At 41.9% G+C, this 16,307-nt stretch carries 18 protein-coding genes and 1 pseudogene; 9 read left to right on the top strand and 10 right to left on the bottom strand.

Features of this window, described 5'->3' with window-relative positions:
* The first annotated feature begins 74 nt into the window (after nucleotides 1–74).
* From hisB to hisA, 5 genes are all read left to right on the top strand, one after another.
* A complete protein-coding gene (gene hisB / locus ACY3FQ_RS01065) occupies nucleotides 75–668 on the top strand; it encodes an imidazoleglycerol-phosphate dehydratase HisB (RefSeq protein WP_004691554.1) in 594 nt (197 codons plus the stop codon).
* Complete coding sequence (gene hisH / locus ACY3FQ_RS01060; protein WP_151836175.1) at nucleotides 668–1,285, top strand: imidazole glycerol phosphate synthase subunit HisH; 618 nt, start codon at nucleotides 668–670, stop codon at nucleotides 1,283–1,285. Before hisB ends, hisH begins: the two co-directional genes overlap by 1 nt.
* Before the next feature lie 289 nt (nucleotides 1,286–1,574).
* The gene (locus tag ACY3FQ_RS01055) at nucleotides 1,575–2,087 is read left to right on the top strand and encodes a DUF805 domain-containing protein (protein WP_151836176.1); all 513 of its coding nucleotides are present in this window, start codon (nucleotides 1,575–1,577) and stop codon (nucleotides 2,085–2,087) included.
* A 111-nt stretch (nucleotides 2,088–2,198) separates the two neighbouring features.
* Nucleotides 2,199–2,867: a 3'-5' exonuclease gene (locus ACY3FQ_RS01050; RefSeq protein ID WP_151836177.1), complete on the top strand. Its 669-nt coding sequence runs from the start codon at nucleotides 2,199–2,201 to the stop codon at nucleotides 2,865–2,867.
* A gap of 79 nt (nucleotides 2,868–2,946) precedes the next feature.
* Entirely contained in the window at nucleotides 2,947–3,678 is a 732-nt protein-coding gene (gene hisA, locus ACY3FQ_RS01045) for a 1-(5-phosphoribosyl)-5-[(5-phosphoribosylamino)methylideneamino]imidazole-4-carboxamide isomerase (protein WP_004691558.1), read from the top strand.
* Between the two features lie 72 nt (nucleotides 3,679–3,750).
* Here the strand turns inward: hisA and ACY3FQ_RS01040 are convergent, their stop codons facing one another.
* Entirely contained in the window at nucleotides 3,751–4,299 is a 549-nt protein-coding gene (locus tag ACY3FQ_RS01040) for a helix-turn-helix domain-containing protein (RefSeq protein ID WP_151836178.1), read from the bottom strand.
* A gap of 90 nt (nucleotides 4,300–4,389) precedes the next feature.
* On the opposite strand from ACY3FQ_RS01040, the gene ACY3FQ_RS01035 reads away from it, so the two are divergent.
* A complete protein-coding gene (locus tag ACY3FQ_RS01035; protein ID WP_004978139.1) occupies nucleotides 4,390–5,289 on the top strand; it encodes a DMT family transporter in 900 nt (299 codons plus the stop codon).
* A gap of 72 nt (nucleotides 5,290–5,361) precedes the next feature.
* On the opposite strand, the gene ACY3FQ_RS01030 is transcribed toward ACY3FQ_RS01035, so the two are convergent.
* From ACY3FQ_RS01030 to ACY3FQ_RS01020, 3 genes are all read right to left on the bottom strand, one after another.
* A complete protein-coding gene (locus ACY3FQ_RS01030) occupies nucleotides 5,362–6,774 on the bottom strand; it encodes an NAD(P)/FAD-dependent oxidoreductase (RefSeq protein WP_151836179.1) in 1,413 nt (470 codons plus the stop codon).
* A gap of 40 nt (nucleotides 6,775–6,814) precedes the next feature.
* Nucleotides 6,815–8,116: an APC family permease gene (locus ACY3FQ_RS01025; protein WP_151836180.1), complete on the bottom strand. Its 1,302-nt coding sequence runs from the start codon at nucleotides 8,114–8,116 to the stop codon at nucleotides 6,815–6,817.
* An 83-nt stretch (nucleotides 8,117–8,199) separates the two neighbouring features.
* Nucleotides 8,200–9,132, bottom strand: a complete 933-nt coding sequence (locus ACY3FQ_RS01020; protein ID WP_151836181.1) for an IS5 family transposase — start codon at nucleotides 9,130–9,132, stop codon at nucleotides 8,200–8,202.
* Nucleotides 9,133–9,293: 161 nt separating this feature from the next.
* Here ACY3FQ_RS01020 and ACY3FQ_RS01015 point away from each other — a divergent pair, with 161 nt between their 5' ends.
* On the top strand, nucleotides 9,294–9,653 hold the full coding sequence (locus ACY3FQ_RS01015; protein ID WP_151836182.1) for a COG3415 family protein: 360 nt from the start codon (nucleotides 9,294–9,296) through the stop codon (nucleotides 9,651–9,653).
* Nucleotides 9,654–9,990: 337 nt separating this feature from the next.
* On the opposite strand, the gene ACY3FQ_RS01010 is transcribed toward ACY3FQ_RS01015, so the two are convergent.
* From ACY3FQ_RS01010 to ACY3FQ_RS01000, 3 genes are read right to left on the bottom strand one after another with little or no spacing between them, the layout of a single operon-like run.
* Nucleotides 9,991–10,383 carry a DUF4870 family protein gene (locus ACY3FQ_RS01010; protein ID WP_004691561.1) on the bottom strand — a complete coding sequence of 131 codons (393 nt, stop codon included), beginning with the start codon at nucleotides 10,381–10,383 and terminating at the stop codon, nucleotides 9,991–9,993.
* Between the two features lie 28 nt (nucleotides 10,384–10,411).
* A complete protein-coding gene (locus tag ACY3FQ_RS01005; protein WP_151836183.1) occupies nucleotides 10,412–11,041 on the bottom strand; it encodes a DUF1294 domain-containing protein in 630 nt (209 codons plus the stop codon).
* Nucleotides 11,042–11,054: 13 nt separating this feature from the next.
* On the bottom strand, nucleotides 11,055–12,005 hold the full coding sequence (locus ACY3FQ_RS01000; protein WP_489773522.1) for a homoserine kinase: 951 nt from the start codon (nucleotides 12,003–12,005) through the stop codon (nucleotides 11,055–11,057).
* A 113-nt stretch (nucleotides 12,006–12,118) separates the two neighbouring features.
* On the opposite strand from ACY3FQ_RS01000, the gene hisF reads away from it, so the two are divergent.
* A complete protein-coding gene (gene hisF / locus ACY3FQ_RS00995) occupies nucleotides 12,119–12,877 on the top strand; it encodes an imidazole glycerol phosphate synthase subunit HisF (RefSeq protein WP_004659983.1) in 759 nt (252 codons plus the stop codon).
* 323 nt (nucleotides 12,878–13,200) lie between these two features.
* Here the strand turns inward: hisF and ACY3FQ_RS00990 are convergent, their stop codons facing one another.
* Nucleotides 13,201–13,845, bottom strand: coding sequence for a sterol desaturase family protein (locus ACY3FQ_RS00990; RefSeq protein WP_004797727.1), 645 nt, complete (start codon nucleotides 13,843–13,845; stop codon nucleotides 13,201–13,203).
* A 114-nt stretch (nucleotides 13,846–13,959) separates the two neighbouring features.
* Between ACY3FQ_RS00990 and ACY3FQ_RS00985 the strand changes: the two genes are divergently transcribed.
* Nucleotides 13,960–14,967, top strand: coding sequence for an AraC family transcriptional regulator (locus tag ACY3FQ_RS00985; protein WP_026443915.1), 1,008 nt, complete (start codon nucleotides 13,960–13,962; stop codon nucleotides 14,965–14,967).
* A 39-nt stretch (nucleotides 14,968–15,006) separates the two neighbouring features.
* On the opposite strand, the gene ACY3FQ_RS00980 is transcribed toward ACY3FQ_RS00985, so the two are convergent.
* Both ACY3FQ_RS00980 and ACY3FQ_RS00975 read right to left on the bottom strand, forming a co-directional pair.
* On the bottom strand, nucleotides 15,007–15,249 hold the full coding sequence (locus ACY3FQ_RS00980) for a hypothetical protein (protein ID WP_005156717.1): 243 nt from the start codon (nucleotides 15,247–15,249) through the stop codon (nucleotides 15,007–15,009).
* A gap of 71 nt (nucleotides 15,250–15,320) precedes the next feature.
* Nucleotides 15,321–15,968: pseudogene (locus ACY3FQ_RS00975) on the bottom strand (DNA/RNA non-specific endonuclease); the annotation flags it as partial.
* Nucleotides 15,969–16,307: the final 339 nt, after the last annotated feature.

Below are 16,307 nucleotides of genomic sequence, written 5' to 3'. Positions count from 1 at the left end.
AATCTAATATGCGGTGACTTCGTTACGGCGAAACATTTTACATCAATTATTTGACGTCTTTGAGGAACGTGTCTATGACAGAACGTATCAGTGAAGTGGTAAGAAATACCAACGAAACCAAAATTCGAGTTCGTGTAAACCTCGATGGTACGGGTCAAGGCACGCTCAACACAGGTATTCCCTTTTTAGATCATATGATTGATCAAATCAAGCGACATGGCTTATTTGATATTGATATTGAATGTGATGGCGACTTGGAAATTGATGATCACCACACGGTTGAAGACTGTGGTATCACGCTTGGACAGGCTTTTGCTAAAGCTTTAGGTGACAAAAAAGGTTTACGTCGTTACGGTCATTTTTATGCACCGTTAGATGAATCTTTAAGCCGTGCTGTGGTGGACTTATCGGGCCGTCCGGGTTTGTTTATGGATATTCCATTTACCCGTGCCATGATTGGTCGTTTTGATGTGGATCTATTCTCTGAGTTTTTCCAAGGCTTTGTGAACCATGCGCTCATGACAGTACACATTGATAACCTGAAAGGGAAAAATAGCCACCACCAAATTGAAAGTGTGTTCAAAGCATTTGCGCGTGCACTTCGTATGGCCTGTGAAATTGACCCACGTGCAACCAACACCATTGCTTCAACCAAAGGTAGTTTGTAATGACCCGTATTGCCCTTCTTGACTATGGTATGGGTAACCTACACTCAGCAGCAAAAGCGCTTGAGCATGTTGGTGCAACGGTCGATGTGACCAATGATCCCAAGTTAGTGGCTCAAGCTGATAAAATTGTGTTCCCTGGCGTAGGTGCTATGCGTGACTGTATGCAAGGCATGCATGAAGCAGGGATTGATGAAGTCGTTCGTCATGCGGCATTTAATAAGCCCGTATTAGCGATTTGTGTGGGTATGCAAGCGCTGATGCAACGCTCTGAAGAAAATGGCGGAGTCGATGCTCTCGGTATTTTTGAAGGAAGCGTAAAACGCTTTCCTGATGTAGACGGCTTGAAAGTACCCCATATGGGTTGGAACCAAGTTCATCAGGCTGATCCGAGTCATCCAATGTGGAAAGACATTGAGCAAGATGCACGTTTTTACTTCGTGCACAGCTTTTATGTTGAACCGAACAACTCTGGCATTGTGGCGGCGACCTGTGACTACGGTTTAGAGTTCTGCACCGCGATTCATCAAGAAAATTTGTTTGCGACACAGTTTCACCCTGAAAAAAGTCATACCGCAGGTTTGCAACTGCTGAAAAACTTTGTGGAATGGAAAATTTAATTCATTCCAGCTTCTGTTTGATTGGAAAAGCTCAACTTCGGTTGGGCTTTTGTTTATCCAAAATTGATGCATCTAGACTCAAAATAAATCAGAAACAGCTTAAGTAAATGAGGCGTGTGACCCCGCTCCTGTGCCTTTCAATGTATAAAATCTTTGCTTTACAGCAGACTAGTGTACTCAAGATGGCTGAGATGCCTTTTCATTGTCACCAAATTTGATTATGATTTGCCTGCTTTTTAGACATTTTTATTTATAAAAAACTTAATTTACAACGATAAGGTAAGTCACTATGACTCAATATGTACAAGAATCTGCGCTGAATGCCGCAGGTCGTTTCGGACGTTTTTCATATCTCGCATGGAACTGTCTACTTGCCATTGTAGCTGCGATTATCATTGGTATTTTTGCCGTGATTTTTCCAACAACTTTCATCAATATGGAAACAGGTAACTTTAGTGGCGGCATGATTTTTCTTGCTGTGATTTATATTGCAATCTTCTATTTCACCTTCGTATTTACCATTCGTCGCCTACATGACCGCAACCATACGGGCTGGTTATCACTGTTGATGTTGGTGCCTCTTGCCAACGTGATCCTAATGCTATACCTGATTTTCGCACCGGGTGATGATCGCAGCAACAGCTATGGCTCACCACGCCCAACCGCAGGTTGGGAAGCTGTTTTGGCGTGGATTTATATCCTACTTTTTGTCGTTGGTATTTTAGCGGCAATTGCTCTGCCTTCTTATCAAAGCTATATACAGCGTGCAAATCAATCACAAATCGAAATGCAACAACAATAAAAAAACTTCAACCTTCATCGATTGAACTTAAAACCTGCTTCTCGCAGGTTTTATTTTGCCTTTAAAATCAAAAACCACTAGTCTGAGATAAAAGCATGCCTTAGATATAACATGAATAATTCCCTACCCAGTCTCCCTATCCCCAACAAAGAACAAATTCGAATTTTGCCTCGTTTTCAAAATTTGCCAATGCAAGCGATTCATGTCATTCAAAACTTAGAGCAGTGTGAAGCAATCCGTGCTGAACTGGAACAGATTTCTATCTTCGGTTTTGACAGCGAGTCCAAACCGACCTTTCAAGTAGGAGAAGTTTCCACGGGCCCGCATTTAATTCAACTGGCCAGCGTCGAGCATGCTTATTTGTTTCAAATGAATCCACCCATTTGGAACTTCCTTGCGCCATTTTTGGCGAATCCGGCCCAACTCAAAGTGGGTTTTGGTTTAAAAAATGATGCCCATCTGTTCCGCAAAAAAGGTTTGGAGCTCAAAGGCGTGGTTGAGCTGTCAAAATGCTTTGCCAGCTTTGGTTTGACCAACCCTGTTGGCATTAAAAATGCCATCGCCCTGCTGTTTCGGCTCAACTTCCCGAAAAGCAAAAAAGTCAGCACTTCAAATTGGGCAAGGAAGATACTCACGCCTGAACAAGTTGACTATGCTGCTGCAGATGCCTATGCCGCGTTGTTGGTTTTTGAAGAATTGCGGCGTTTAGAGCGACTCCCAAAAGATATTTCTAAAGAATTAGAAAAAACAACAAAACCTTGTCGTCATGAAAAGCTGTAACAGATGCTTAGAAAATTGCCAATACTTTGCTAAGATGACGGACATTGATTTTATTTAAGATTTGGCTAGGAGCGAAAGCATGCTGATCATCCCTGCAATTGACCTGAAAGATGGCAAATGTGTTCGTTTAAAACAAGGTCGTATGGAAGACGATACGGTTTTTTCTGATGATCCTGTTGCAACTGCACAGCACTGGGTAAATGAAGGCGCGCGTCGCTTACATTTGGTCGATTTGAATGGTGCTTTCGCTGGTACGCCAATTCATAAACCTGTGGTTGAAGCCATTGCTCGCGCACAACCTGAACTGCCAATTCAAATTGGCGGTGGTATTCGCTCACTAGAAACCATTGAACACTACTTAGAAGCAGGTGTGTCTTTTGTCATTATTGGCACCAAGGCAGTTCAAGACCCTGAGTTTGTTGAAGAAGCTTGTAAGAAATTTGCAGGTCATATCATTGTCGGCATCGATGCCATGAATGGCATGGTGGCCACCGATGGTTGGGCCAATGTGACCGATGTGAAAGCAACCGATTTGGCCAAACGTTTTGCCGATGCGGGCGTATCGAGCATTGTCTATACCGACATTGCGCGTGACGGGATGATGCAAGGGGTCAATGTTGAGCAAACTGTTCAACTGGCACAATACTCTGGCCTACCTGTGATTGCATCAGGTGGTGTGACCAACCTTGATGACGTACGTAACCTCAAAGGTCAACCGGGTATTTTGGGTGCAATTACCGGTCGTGCGATTTACGAAGGCAGTTTAAACCTACGTGAAGCACAATTGCTGTTAGATGAACAATCACTCTAATTGTTGAATTTAAAAAAGAGGTCTTTTGACCTCTTTTTTATGCGCTAAATATCAGTTTTTAAGATCTGCTTCTTAATAAATTGCATTACGAATAAATTTTAACGGTACAGTTCCACGGTTGATGTATTGGTATTCGATGGCACTCGAAAACACAATCGACTCTCCTACACCTAAGACTTTCATGTCACCTGCCAAATCCAAAGTTAACTCCCCCTCCATCACATAGAGCATCTCACGCCAACCGAATGGGTCGGGTTCTGCACTATAGTGCTCATTTGGGGCAAGTACCCATGTCCACAGTTCAACTTTTTGTGTTGCTGCTGCTGAAGCCATTAATTTTGCTTCACTGTGTGCTTGTGTACCCTGCCAAGCCAAAATATTGACCACCGCTTGTCCTTGCTGTTCAGGCGCAGCAATGATCTGTACAAAATCGACCTCAAGCACATCGGCAATCAAACTGAGTTTTGCCAAACTAATATTGTCCTGCCCTGATTCAACCCCAGCCACCATACGACGGCTTAAACCAGCCAAATCCGCCAGTTGTTGCTGGCTCAAGCCTTTTAAACTTCGATAATGACGCACATTTTGACTGACGTGTTGTAGTACCGCAGGAGACTTCATAAAGTTAAATCAAAAAACATTGAGCAATATATTGCACACAAAAACAAAGCATGACAAGCTATGTGCAATATATTGCACATTAGTTCTTTTATGTTGAATACTCAGCTCGGTTCTAAAGCGCCTGTCATTGCGCTGATTCTAATTACCTTTATTTGGGGCGGTACTTTCTTGGCCGTGAAATATGCCTTAAATTTCAGCTCCCCCATGTTCTTTGTGGGTTGTCGTTTCGCCTGCGCCGCGACAATTATTGGCTTATTTTCCTATCAACATTTAAAACACATCACCCGACAGGACTTGTGGGCAGGTGCACTCATTGGCTGTATGGTCACTATTGGTTATGGCACACAAACGGTCGGACTACAAACAGTCAGTAGCAGTGAATCTGCCTTTTTAACTGCACTGTATGTGCCTTTGGTACCTGTATTATTGTGGCTGATCTTTCGTAAAGTACCCCATTTTATGATTTGGATTGGTGCGCTCTGTGCTTTTATGGGCTTAGTCTTACTTACAGGCAATAGCCTGAATTCAATTTCACTGAATTTTGGCCAGACCTTAACCCTACTCGGTGCAATCGCTATAGCGATGGAAATTATCCTGATTGGTTATTTTGCTCCAACAGTCGATATTGGTCGAGTGACGGTGATTCAACTGGCAGTTGCCTCTGTGCTCGCCTTTGCAGCCATGCCATTGGCAGGTGAACACCACATTCCAGACTTTTCATGGCCTTTACTGAGTATCGCACTCGGCTTGGGGCTTGCCAGTGCCGTGATTCAATATGTAATGAATTGGGCACAGCGCTCAGTCAATCCATCTCAAGCGGCAATTATTTATGCAGGAGAGCCTGTATGGGCGGCACTGTTTGGGCGTCTTGCAGGAGAACGCTTAGCACCACTGGCTTTGTTGGGCGGACTTTTGGTGGTGTTTGGCATTATGATCAGTGAATGGAAACCAAAATTGCTGAAATCGAAAAAGAACGTCGAACAACTTTAGCCTATCTCCTAAACGAAAAAACTGCTGAATCGAGTGATCAATGGCCACCAATTCAGCAGTATGGTCAGGTGGTTAGAATGACACCATCTTGCCCGGATTAATCATTGCTCCGAGTCCATACATGCTTTTGGCTATTGGAATGACCAACGGCGCCAGTGCACGACCAAAAGGAATGTTCTGATGTTGAATACGGGTCAACATATTAAAGTCATCACTTTCACCACAGAAATCATCGGCAATGGCTTTACCAATACGCACCGTTTGCGCAACACCATGTCCACTCCAACCCTGAACAGCATAGATTGGGTATTGGCTACCAAATTTTCGACTATCCGCGGCACCATTAACGGTTAAATCGGTCGTGCCACTCCACACAAAATCAAGCTGGACTTGCTCTAACTGAGGAAATACGTGTTGAATACGTCCTAGCAAATAGTCATGCGTTTGTTCAGGACTCCAACACGAACCCGTGCCTTCACCGCCAAATAACAATCGGTTTTTTGAGACCCCACGGTAGTAGTCAATTTGAAACTGGGTGTCGTATACAGGCAGATCCGTCGGCAAAAGTTCTTTCAAATCCAATGCTAAAGGCGCAGTGGTACACACATAAGTATAAAAAGGAATGGTGGTTTGATTGCGTTCTTCTAAGAGTTTAAATGAGGCATGATGTACGCCCATCACCACACTTTTACGTGCTTTAATCACGCCTTGGGCTGTGGTCACATAAATACCATCTGTACGCTCCTGAATTGACTGTACTTCCGTCTGTTCATAAATCGTGCCACCGTTTTGGCAAAAGCCATAAGCCAAACCACGCGTCAAGGCTAAAGGATGAATATGTCCCCCGAGCTGATCCAATTGACCGCCAAAATAGTTGTCGGATTGCACATGCTCACGTAATTCATCTTGGGTCAACATTGAGGTATTTTTTTCATCTAAATAGTGACGCGCCTGCATACCTTCACGCAGTGCATCTAAATGTCCAGAGTGTACCGCAGCCGTCAAGTGTCCATGTTTACGTTGCACATCTAAGTCATATTTTTCAGTGATGCTATCAATCAAAGCCATGGCTTCCGTTGAGGTAAAGTGCCATAACTTTTTAGCCTCTTCAAAGCTGAAGTGCTCAATCATGGTTTCGGCTTCCCAACGTGCCAATCCCGGTGTGAGTTGCCCACCATTGCGCCCTGAGGCGGCACTGCCCACTCGGTTTTTTTCAACCAAGACCGTATCGACACCCTGCTCCGATAAATGCAGTGCAGCCGATGCTCCCAGTAAGCCACCGCCTATAACGACCACGTCACATTCGATATCTGCATTTAAAGGCTCAAACTCATGCCATGCTTGTAACGAGCTTTCGTAGTAATTGGCTGGATGACTAAACGCAGCACACTGCGGGTTCAACCAATTCCACTCTTTACCACTTTGTGCCCCAGAACTGGCTTTGTATTCCACGTCGTCTAAAAATGTCGGTTTATTCATATTCATTTCATTCACACTCAATATTTATCTCATTTTCATGCAGGTTTTAATATGCATTTCCAATCACAATGTTTTGTCTTTTCAATTTCTTATAAATAAATAGACCAATGCCTATCGCCAGCCAAGCGCAACCAAAAATTAGCGCATTTCGTTCTAAATTGACCCAGAGGCAAAGCATCACCAATACAGATAACAAGGGAAGAATCAAATTGAGGCATTTGTTTTTAATGCCTTGGGTTTGTTTTTCCAACAGATAGAACTTCACAAAAACCGAGAAATTCACCGCCGTAAAGGCAATCAAAGCACCGAAGCTAATCATGCTGACCACCGTCGCAAGATCTAGAAAAATGGCCGATAGCGAAACTAGGCCAATACTTAAGACGGCATAAAGTGGCGTACCTAATTTTGCATGGAGCTGCCCAAAGGTTGCTTTGGGGAAAATGCCATCCTTCGCCATAATATGAATCAGACGTGAAGCGCTGGCATGAGTGGCTAAACCTGAAGCGAAGGTATTCATGATTTGGGCACATAAAAATACGGCTTGGAAAAGTGCTCCCCCCACATAGAGAACAATTTCAGGTAAGGCTTCGTCAGGGTTGTTAAAACGCACATTGCTTGGAAAATACAGCTGGATAAACCATGAGGCACTAATAAAAATCCCGCCCCCGAGCAACGTGGTAAGCAGCACGGCACGTGGAATATTCTTTTGCGGATCTTTGGTTTCATGGGACATGGTCGTGACCGCATCAAAACCCAAAAATGAAAAACATAAAATCGATGCACCCGCAATCAAAGGCAAAACAGAACTGTCTCCATTAAACAGAGGGGCTAAAGTCAGTACATGATCATAGCCTTGTTCAGAACCCACGCCTTGAATGACTAGATAGATAAATAAGACCATCAGCAGTAAGGGTAAAAGTACAAACAACAGACTTAAATTTGCCAAAATATTGATTCGGAAACAGTTAATCAGCGTAACCAAACCCGTGAATAGAACTACCCAGACCCAATAAGGTACACTCGGGATCACAGCTTCTAAGTAAATACTTGCCAGTAAGGCATTCACCAAGGGCAACAAAATATAATCTAGCAGTGAACACCAACCGACAAAAAAGCCTGCTTTGGCTCCACACGACTGTGCCGTGTAGTTATAGGCAGAACCTGAGTCACCACTGATTCGGCTAAAACGTGCATAACTAAATGCGGTCAGTAACATTGCAACCAACGCCAAAATATAAGCCAATGGCACACGCCCATCGGTGATCCCAGACACAATCCCAAAGGTATCAAACACTACCATCGGGGTCATATAGGCCACACCAATAATGACCACTTGCCATAGTGACATTTTCTTTACAGAAAAATCTGCATTTTTCACCGGCTTTGTTGCATAAAGATTTTAAAGATAGAGCTTTCCTGAGTCGCTCAAATTTAAGTGACAACTTGGGTATGAGGTCGGCCTATTTCTGTAAATTTATTTAAGACCGCTACACGAGCATGAATTTCATTCACTTGACTAGGAAAGCTTCTTGCCATTAATTTATCGCCTAATAATTTGATGCAGTGCATCTTGGTTTCAACCAAACTGCGTCGATGATAGCCTGACCATTTTTTCCATAGTGTCCTGCCTAAATGTTTAACAGTACGAAGTAATTCATTTCGCTCTAGCGAATGAACTTTTGTATCCTTACAAGGCTTCGCATTTTTTCTTGGCGGAATCACCGCATGCGCTTGTCGATCTGCAATAACCTGACGGCATTGTTTTGTGTCATAAGCCCCATCTGTATAGACTGAATCAATCTGTTCATCTGGTGGAATTTGATCAAGTAAATTACCAAGTACTTGTGAATCACTGACATTATTCGTCGTGAGCTGAACTGCCCGTATTTGCAGCGTTTTAGCATCTATACCAATATGCAGTTTACGCCATTGCCGACGGTATTCAGGTTGATGTTTCTTGCGTTTCCATTCACCTTCACCTAAAAACTTCAGGCCAGTTGAATCTACAAGTAGATGTAGTTCACCATGACTTTGCTGATAGCTTATCTCAATATCAATTTGCTTTTGTCTTCTGCAGAGTGTGGAATAATCTGGTGCCGTCCAACTTAAACCACAGAGTTGAATAAGACTTTGCACAAAGCCTGTAACCATACGTAAAGAAAGTCGAAATAGAGATTTGATCATCAAACAGCATTGAATTGCTCTATCTGAGTAGGTTTGATTTCGTCCTTGTTTACCTTGTAATTGAGCATACCATTGAGTCTGAGGATCAAACCAAATCGAAATATTTCCACGATTAATGAGTGCTCGGTTATATGAAGACCAATTGGTTGTACGATAAATTTTAGGTGTAGGCTTATTCATCTCAGAATTATATTGCTGAATCAGACCTTACGAACAGCTTTGTGCAACAAAGCCTTTTTCACCGAAATCACCATCTTTCATTTTTTAATCTAGTGATTTTGGTTTTTGCAACAACTATGCCATATAATAACAGCTTCGCTATTTTAAAAATATTGAATTAAATGCCAAAGTACGATTTAGAAACTCGAAAAGCAGCGATTCAACGCTATAAACTCACGGATTATAAGGTTGCAGTTTGCAAGGAATTTAACATCTCTCGTGTGACCTTAGACGCATGGATTAAGCTCGAAGAAGAAACAGGCGGCTTGTCTCCAAAAGCAGCGAACAATCGTGGAGCACCTAGCCATATTAAAGACTGGAATGAATTTCAAGTATTTGTTAAAAATACAAAATTTCAAAATATTAGCGATTTGGTTCCACTTTTTGAACAACACTTTGGCTATTCAGTTTCTTATGCAGTTTTGGTTCGCGCCATCCATGTTTTGGGGCTAAAACGTCGTCGCGGAAGATTCTACGCTTAGTCAAAAAAGGACTATTTTTATAATATTCTCTACGCATGTATTCATATAAATAACTGTACATTAATGTAAGTTTAATTTATTAAAAATGTAAATTATAATTATTAAAAAAGTAATTATTCATAAATAAAAATGTAATTTATAAATATTAAAAAAGTAAATTTATTAATATAAAAAAGTAAAGATTGAAATTCAATTTAGTAAGGTACTTTTTAAAAGCCCGCGCAAAAATAGACATACTGCTGCATCAGCTTGGTTCATCTCGGTGCATAAATCTCATCCCAAAAGATACAGACCTAAAAAAAAGGGCACACTGCCCTTTTTTAAATCCCATCACTTGTTATTGATACATGGGTTGATTGTCGTTTAAACGAATAATACCTTTAATGGCACGATACACAATCCACACCCACGACAACCCAATCACAGACACGCAGAAGGTTGAAGCACCGAGTGCGACACCTGCGAAAGCGGTGGCATTTTCACCCGTAAAGAATAAGAAAATAAATGGCACAAAGGCAATCACGTTCCAAATCAAATACCACCAAAAGGTGCGAATCTGCCAAGTAAAATGGCTCTCAAAAATGGAACCACGCACAGAGCCACGCTTCACATAATTAATCACTAAAGCAATGATGGCTAAAATCCCTGCGGAAAAAATCGCAACGATATACAAAATATAAAGAATAAAAGTCAGACTACGATTCGGATCTTGATCGACTGAATAATTCATATTGTCCCTCATGAAGTGGGCTTGAACTTTAAATAGGCAAACTATTGAAAGGAGAAATAAGCCATAAAATTAAAAGAATATTGAATAGAATTGTACAAAAGTAAATCTTTCTAAACGGTTGTTTTTGTGTTTTATGTCGTAGCTTTTGCTGCGCTAACCATGCTGCAGGCCATCCCCCTAAAAATGAAAGGAGATGTAATGTATTTTCAGGTACACGGCGCTGCCCATTTTGTGCAGCCTCTTTGTCTTGTGCATAGAACCAATAACTGGCCGCATTCATCACACTAATCAACAGCAGCACCAATCCACTCAAGCGCCCCAAGAGTACCAATAGCACCAAAAACACGATGTATGCCACCGACGCAATTTGCATTGGACTCCAGCGTTGACCCTGTTCGGTCTTTTTCGGGGAGACTTTTTGGGTACGGCTCTTTTGGGTTTGTGATGCTTTTAAATAACTAACTTGCTGTGCACGATAACGCCCTTGCGCATCCACAATCACATTGTATTCCAACGCACAGCCTAAAATAGGGCGAGGACCTTGCCGTGCAAAGTCCTTGATATGTAAAAACACGCGATCTTTGCTGTCATCGTTGGGCTGAATAAAGCCATAGCCTTTTTCATCGAACCATTCAACGAGTCGTCCTTGGTCACGCATTTTTCTTTCCTATTTAAGCAGTTACAAATTTTAGGCGGTCAATCACCATATTACGCATTTCGGCAGGATTTTTCTGCAAAATGTCATCCCCCGTACGGCCTTGTTCAGCATTTTTTTGTGCCACTTGTAAACGCATCATCCAAAAACGCGCAGCAGCCATTGCGAGATACAGCTCTAGACAAGATTTTTCATCAGTCGTCAAAGGACGAATGCTTTCATATGCGTTTAAGAATGCGATGGCCTTGTCTTCATTTAAATGCACACTTGGATATTCGGTACAGAAGTCATTCAGGGTAATCGCAATATCAAACAAGAACTCATCTTTATTCAGTTCATAAAAGTCTAAAATGCCTTTGAGCTGATTGTCCTCAAACAAAGTGTTATCACGGAATAAATCCGAGTGGATAAAGCCCTTTGGACGATTCGGATAAACCGCCGATAATGCATCATATAACCCCAACAACTTATTGAGTAGTGCTTGATCCGCTTTACTTAAAGTTGGTTTCATCTGTAAGGCTACAGCAAGCCAGTAGTCATGGTCACGGTATTCTGCACGCTCCAATGGAAAATCTTGCAGTGCGACATGCATTTGCGCTTGCGCAATTGCAATCGCCTCGGCTTGTTCAAGGGTCGCAGGCATGGGATGCTTGCCCATCATTCGTGGGGCAATTTGCGCAGGCTTCTCTTTTAAACTATGAATGGCTTTGCATGAGTGACTTAAAGGTACAGGAACCGCTAAACCAGCCTGACCTAAATGCTCAAGTACAGGAACTAACTCGCCTGCGCCCTGTTCATCCATTTCTTCAAATACAGTCAATACATACTGCACAGCATTTTCACACACAATAAAATAGTTCGTATTTTGAATACCGCCTTGAATTGGGATCAGATCGATTACCTCAAGTCCATAAGGTGCTGCAAACGCCTGAACTTCCTGTAAAGTCAAAGTGGTATAAACCGACATATAAAACCTGCAAAAAAACTTACATAAGTTTGATAGAATACCCGCTCCGACTATTAAGGTGTAGCATCTAAGTCGCGAAGTTTCATAATCGGCTGTTATTTTTGGAAAAAATTATGCTAGCTAAACGTATTATTCCTTGCCTCGACGTGGACAACGGTCGTGTAGTGAAAGGCGTTCAATTCCTTGATATTCGTGACGCAGGTGACCCTGTCGAAGTTGCACGTCGTTATAACGAACAAGGCGCCGATGAAATTACCTTTTTAGATATTACCGCTACCCATCATGGACGCGATACCACTTACCGTACGGTAGAACGTATGGCTGAAAGCGTGTTTGTACCTTTAACTGTTGGTGGTGGTGTCCGTAAAGTTGAAGATATTCGTTTATTACTAAATGCGGGTGCTGATAAAGTCAGTATCAACTCGGCAGCAGTATTTACGCCTGAGTTTGTGCAGGAAGCCTCACAGCGTTTTGGCGCACAATGTATTGTGGTCGCAATTGATGCGAAAAAAACTGGCGAAAACAAGTGGGAAATCTTTACCCACGGTGGTCGTAAGCCAACAGGAATTGATGCGATTGAATGGGCTGTGAAAATGGCTGACTTCGGTGCGGGCGAATTGCTGATTACCAGTATGGATGCCGATGGAACCAAAGCGGGTTATGACATTGCCTTGATGCGTCAGATCAATGATCGTGTCAATATTCCGACCATCGCATCAGGTGGCGTAGGCAATTTACAACATTTGGCTGACGGAATTTTGAAAGGCGGTGCAGATGCGGTACTGGCTGCTTCAATTTTCCATTTTGGTCAACACACCATTCCAGAAGCTAAGCAATATTTGGCTGAGCAAGGGATTGAAATGCGTCTTTAAACGCGAGTATTACTCAAAAAACCAACCTCTCAAAATCATCGTTTGAGAGGTTTTTTATTCACTCAACATTTCCTCAGGCAAAAAAATACCTTGCCTAAGCAAGGTATGGAAACTGCGTTTATACAACGCTAGAGGGTAAACGTGAATTTTGTCATTTTGAAAATTCTGTGCATTTCAAATGCTTGAATCAAAATAGCTATAAAATGAACAAAAATATTGACATTAAAAACAGATTTTATTGACAATTCACGACATGGACGACTGAAGTATTGTCGTGATTCGTCAAAATTTTGGTGCTTTATTGTCACACTTCGCATTTTTCACTAAGCAACTGATTCTTGTTGCTCCGCATCGGCTACAGGTGGTGTCACTAACTTTGGTTTTTGCTCAACCCACTTCGCAGGGAAAACCGATTCAATCGCTTGAGTCAGCGCTTTGGAAAGTGGCGCAGGTAGAGGTAAACCGAGTGGATTGGCTTCTTTTAAATCAGCAGATGAAACCACGCGTGTGCCCATGACATAATCAAACCATGGACGGGTCACACACCAATTCGCATCTTGATTTGAGTTCATGTGATGATCATAATGCCAGGGAATACGTTTTTTTGCCCATTCTGGCTCTAAATGAGAACGGCGATGCACATAATAATAATTACCTGCACAATACCAGAATGACAGCGCCATCCCTTTGGAGAATGGATAGGCTGCCGCACTCAACACGGTTGCAACCACAGCCAATGACATAATTTCATTACGTGTACGCCAACTGTCTAGACCTTCCACATAACAATCATCAGAAAAGTCTTGTTTACGGACTTCACGATGATGTGCCCAATGCGATTCCATCTGTTTTGGCGTTGGACTGAAACGTGGCTTGCCTTTACGGTGTACCCCATGCAATAGATATTTATGAGCAAACCATTCATATGCATTTACAACTGCCAAACCTGCAACAAAACCCTTCAACATGGTTTTCTCCAAATGTTTCCTTATTTTTTTAAAGATATAAATTTTTGTAGGCGAAGTATTGACGATACGATATATTTATATTGACAAAACACGACAGAATAAGGAGTAGACAGGATGTCCCAACTCAAGAACTATACAGGCTCTGTTTATGGCGGATTAGGGCATTTATTAAAGGCTTATTGCGAAACAAAAAATATTGAAATTCCTGAGCAATTACAACAAGTCCAAAATCTTGAACGTTTTGATTACGTCATTTGGCGTGACTTACTTGAAGATCTTAATCGTTTAAATCCCAAGACAGGTTTAGGCTTAGAAATTGCAGAGCACGTACAACCTAAACATTTAGGAATTATTGCTTATCTCGCACTGTCATGTGAAAACTTGGGCGAAGCATTGGCGCGTTATCATGATTTTCATCGCTTAATTTATGATGGTAGCCCTCTCGTCGTTGAATTTAACCCACCCTACGCATCAATCCGCTGGGAAGCTCCAGAACCCAACCCAACCCAATTAACAGATGAAATTGCAATTGCGCTGATGGTGCAATTCCATAAGTTATTTCTGTCAGGTGAAGATCTCAATCTACACGAAGTGCATTTTGTGAATACCGCACCGAAAAACATTATGGTTTATGAGCAGTATTTCCGTTGTAAAGTCCGTTTTGATCAGCCTAAAACTCAGCTACTTCTACCTGTTACCGAAGCCTTTAAGCCACTTCGAACAGGCGATCACACTTTACAGCAATTGTTGCTACAACAAGCTCAAGCTTTATTGGATAAGCTTCCCAATTCCACTCAACTCGATCAACGTCTACAACATGCAATTTTGACTGGATTACAAAAAAATCAATATCAAATCGATTTTATTGCAGAAAAATTAGGATTATCGGTAAGACAATTACAACGCCACTTACAACAGCAAAACACCACCTTTCAAGAACGTGTGCAACAAGTACGTTTTATGCTCGCAACGGAATATTTAAAAGATCCGCATTTGAGCCTACAAGAAATTGCCTTGCTACTTTGCTATTCGGAACAAAGTGCTTTTCAACGTGCATTTAAAATTTGGACTGGTTTAACTCCACAACAGTGGCGAAAGAACAATACCATTTATAGTTCTTAATCAAATTGATAAGGAAACGATGGTTTCTTAAAGCATTTTTTATAGAAATGGATTTTCGATTTCCTGTTCAGGTGGGCGCTGAATTTTCTCAGGGAGATTTTCCTGCTCCAGGGCTGTCACCACCTCATTCATAAAGGCCTGCAACTTTCTGGCAGCCTGTAAACCAACCTGATCTTTAGTGATCTGTAGGTTTCCATATAGACTGACACAATCGACCTGATTTTCCAGCGTCAGGTCATAGATTGCCGAAGACTCATTTCCATCCACAAAAGGCTTAAACATCTCGTTCCCTCATTGTTATTCTCTTTTCATCACAGTGAGCCAAACCCTGATAATTTTCAATAGGCCCTACATTATCTCAACAATTGTAAAAAATACTGCACCAGCATATCCACCAACTGCTTGATCAGCGCCTGCTTGGTTTCCTCATCAATCTGTGGCAACTTACTTTCAGCAGTCTGGGACTGTCCTGAAGCAAACTGCTTTTGTTGAGCCTGAATGCTGGCGGTATCGGCTTCTTCCGCACATTGGCTTTCCGCATCCCAACGCATATATTTAATGTCTTGGCTGGCTTTCACCTGAGCTGCGCTCAACGGTAACTGATAGATGTTGCGCTTCTGCTGCTCGGTCAGTTGTGGGAATAAATTAATGCCTAGCTTCTCTTCCAGATAACAGATACTGACCACTTTGACCTGCTGGGAATCATTATTGGGCGCATAGTAGGCACCACTAATGCCCTGCTTGGGCAGATAGACCGCCTTATACACGGCAGTTGGCACAATCACGCCCTGCCCAATGGTTTTGAGTCGTTTTCCCTCAAACACAGGCCCTGTAACAACATAAGCATCCCTATGCTGTTTGGTTACAATCGCACGCACGGCTTCCTCCAGCTTGCGCCAGACTTCCTGATTATTTTTAGGCGATTGCGGTACCATGTTTACCAGTGAGAAGCTGTCATACTGCGCCCCCCCACTGCTCATATCTCCATTCGGTGCCATGTGTTATATCCGGATTTAATCTATACTCATACAAAACACTCAATTTAATTTAAATTATATAAACTATAAATTAAGTAATAGATGTCCTTCTAAATTAAGAAGAATTCTTATTTGATTAATATTTCTACCTTAACATTCATGCATAATTCGTGAATGAGAACATCTATTCAAAATAGCTTTCCAGAACAATGTTTAAGAAGTATATACGCAACTCAGTTTAAGAAGATGCAGACTTAAGCCTAGGAACAGATTACAGATATACTGAGATCATTGACAAAATTCAAAATTCAAAATTCAAAATTCAAAAAATCTTAAATACTAAAAAATATAAATCTCTGAATG

This window comes from Acinetobacter sp. AB03, from assembly GCF_058107045.1.
Note: the sequence above shows the minus strand (reverse complement) of the source record. Positions and strands in the feature narration are given on the sequence as shown.

What these genes read in the sequence shown, in the direction of transcription:
- hisB (WP_004691554.1), top strand. Translation starts at nt 75, where the DNA reads ATGACAGAACGTATCAGTGAAGTGGTAAGAAATACCAACGAAACCAAA.
- hisH (WP_151836175.1), top strand. Translation starts at nt 668, where the DNA reads ATGACCCGTATTGCCCTTCTTGACTATGGTATGGGTAACCTACACTCA.
- ACY3FQ_RS01055 (WP_151836176.1), top strand. Translation starts at nt 1,575, where the DNA reads ATGACTCAATATGTACAAGAATCTGCGCTGAATGCCGCAGGTCGTTTC.
- ACY3FQ_RS01050 (WP_151836177.1), top strand. Translation starts at nt 2,199, where the DNA reads ATGAATAATTCCCTACCCAGTCTCCCTATCCCCAACAAAGAACAAATT.
- hisA (WP_004691558.1), top strand. Translation starts at nt 2,947, where the DNA reads ATGCTGATCATCCCTGCAATTGACCTGAAAGATGGCAAATGTGTTCGT.
- ACY3FQ_RS01040 (WP_151836178.1), bottom strand. Translation starts at nt 4,299, where the DNA reads ATGAAGTCTCCTGCGGTACTACAACACGTCAGTCAAAATGTGCGTCAT.
- ACY3FQ_RS01035 (WP_004978139.1), top strand. Translation starts at nt 4,390, where the DNA reads ATGTTGAATACTCAGCTCGGTTCTAAAGCGCCTGTCATTGCGCTGATT.
- ACY3FQ_RS01030 (WP_151836179.1), bottom strand. Translation starts at nt 6,774, where the DNA reads ATGAATATGAATAAACCGACATTTTTAGACGACGTGGAATACAAAGCC.
- ACY3FQ_RS01025 (WP_151836180.1), bottom strand. Translation starts at nt 8,116, where the DNA reads ATGTCACTATGGCAAGTGGTCATTATTGGTGTGGCCTATATGACCCCG.
- ACY3FQ_RS01020 (WP_151836181.1), bottom strand. Translation starts at nt 9,132, where the DNA reads ATGAATAAGCCTACACCTAAAATTTATCGTACAACCAATTGGTCTTCA.
- ACY3FQ_RS01015 (WP_151836182.1), top strand. Translation starts at nt 9,294, where the DNA reads ATGCCAAAGTACGATTTAGAAACTCGAAAAGCAGCGATTCAACGCTAT.
- ACY3FQ_RS01010 (WP_004691561.1), bottom strand. Translation starts at nt 10,383, where the DNA reads ATGAATTATTCAGTCGATCAAGATCCGAATCGTAGTCTGACTTTTATT.
- ACY3FQ_RS01005 (WP_151836183.1), bottom strand. Translation starts at nt 11,041, where the DNA reads ATGCGTGACCAAGGACGACTCGTTGAATGGTTCGATGAAAAAGGCTAT.
- ACY3FQ_RS01000 (WP_489773522.1), bottom strand. Translation starts at nt 12,005, where the DNA reads ATGTCGGTTTATACCACTTTGACTTTACAGGAAGTTCAGGCGTTTGCA.
- hisF (WP_004659983.1), top strand. Translation starts at nt 12,119, where the DNA reads ATGCTAGCTAAACGTATTATTCCTTGCCTCGACGTGGACAACGGTCGT.
- ACY3FQ_RS00990 (WP_004797727.1), bottom strand. Translation starts at nt 13,845, where the DNA reads ATGTTGAAGGGTTTTGTTGCAGGTTTGGCAGTTGTAAATGCATATGAA.
- ACY3FQ_RS00985 (WP_026443915.1), top strand. Translation starts at nt 13,960, where the DNA reads ATGTCCCAACTCAAGAACTATACAGGCTCTGTTTATGGCGGATTAGGG.
- ACY3FQ_RS00980 (WP_005156717.1), bottom strand. Translation starts at nt 15,249, where the DNA reads ATGTTTAAGCCTTTTGTGGATGGAAATGAGTCTTCGGCAATCTATGAC.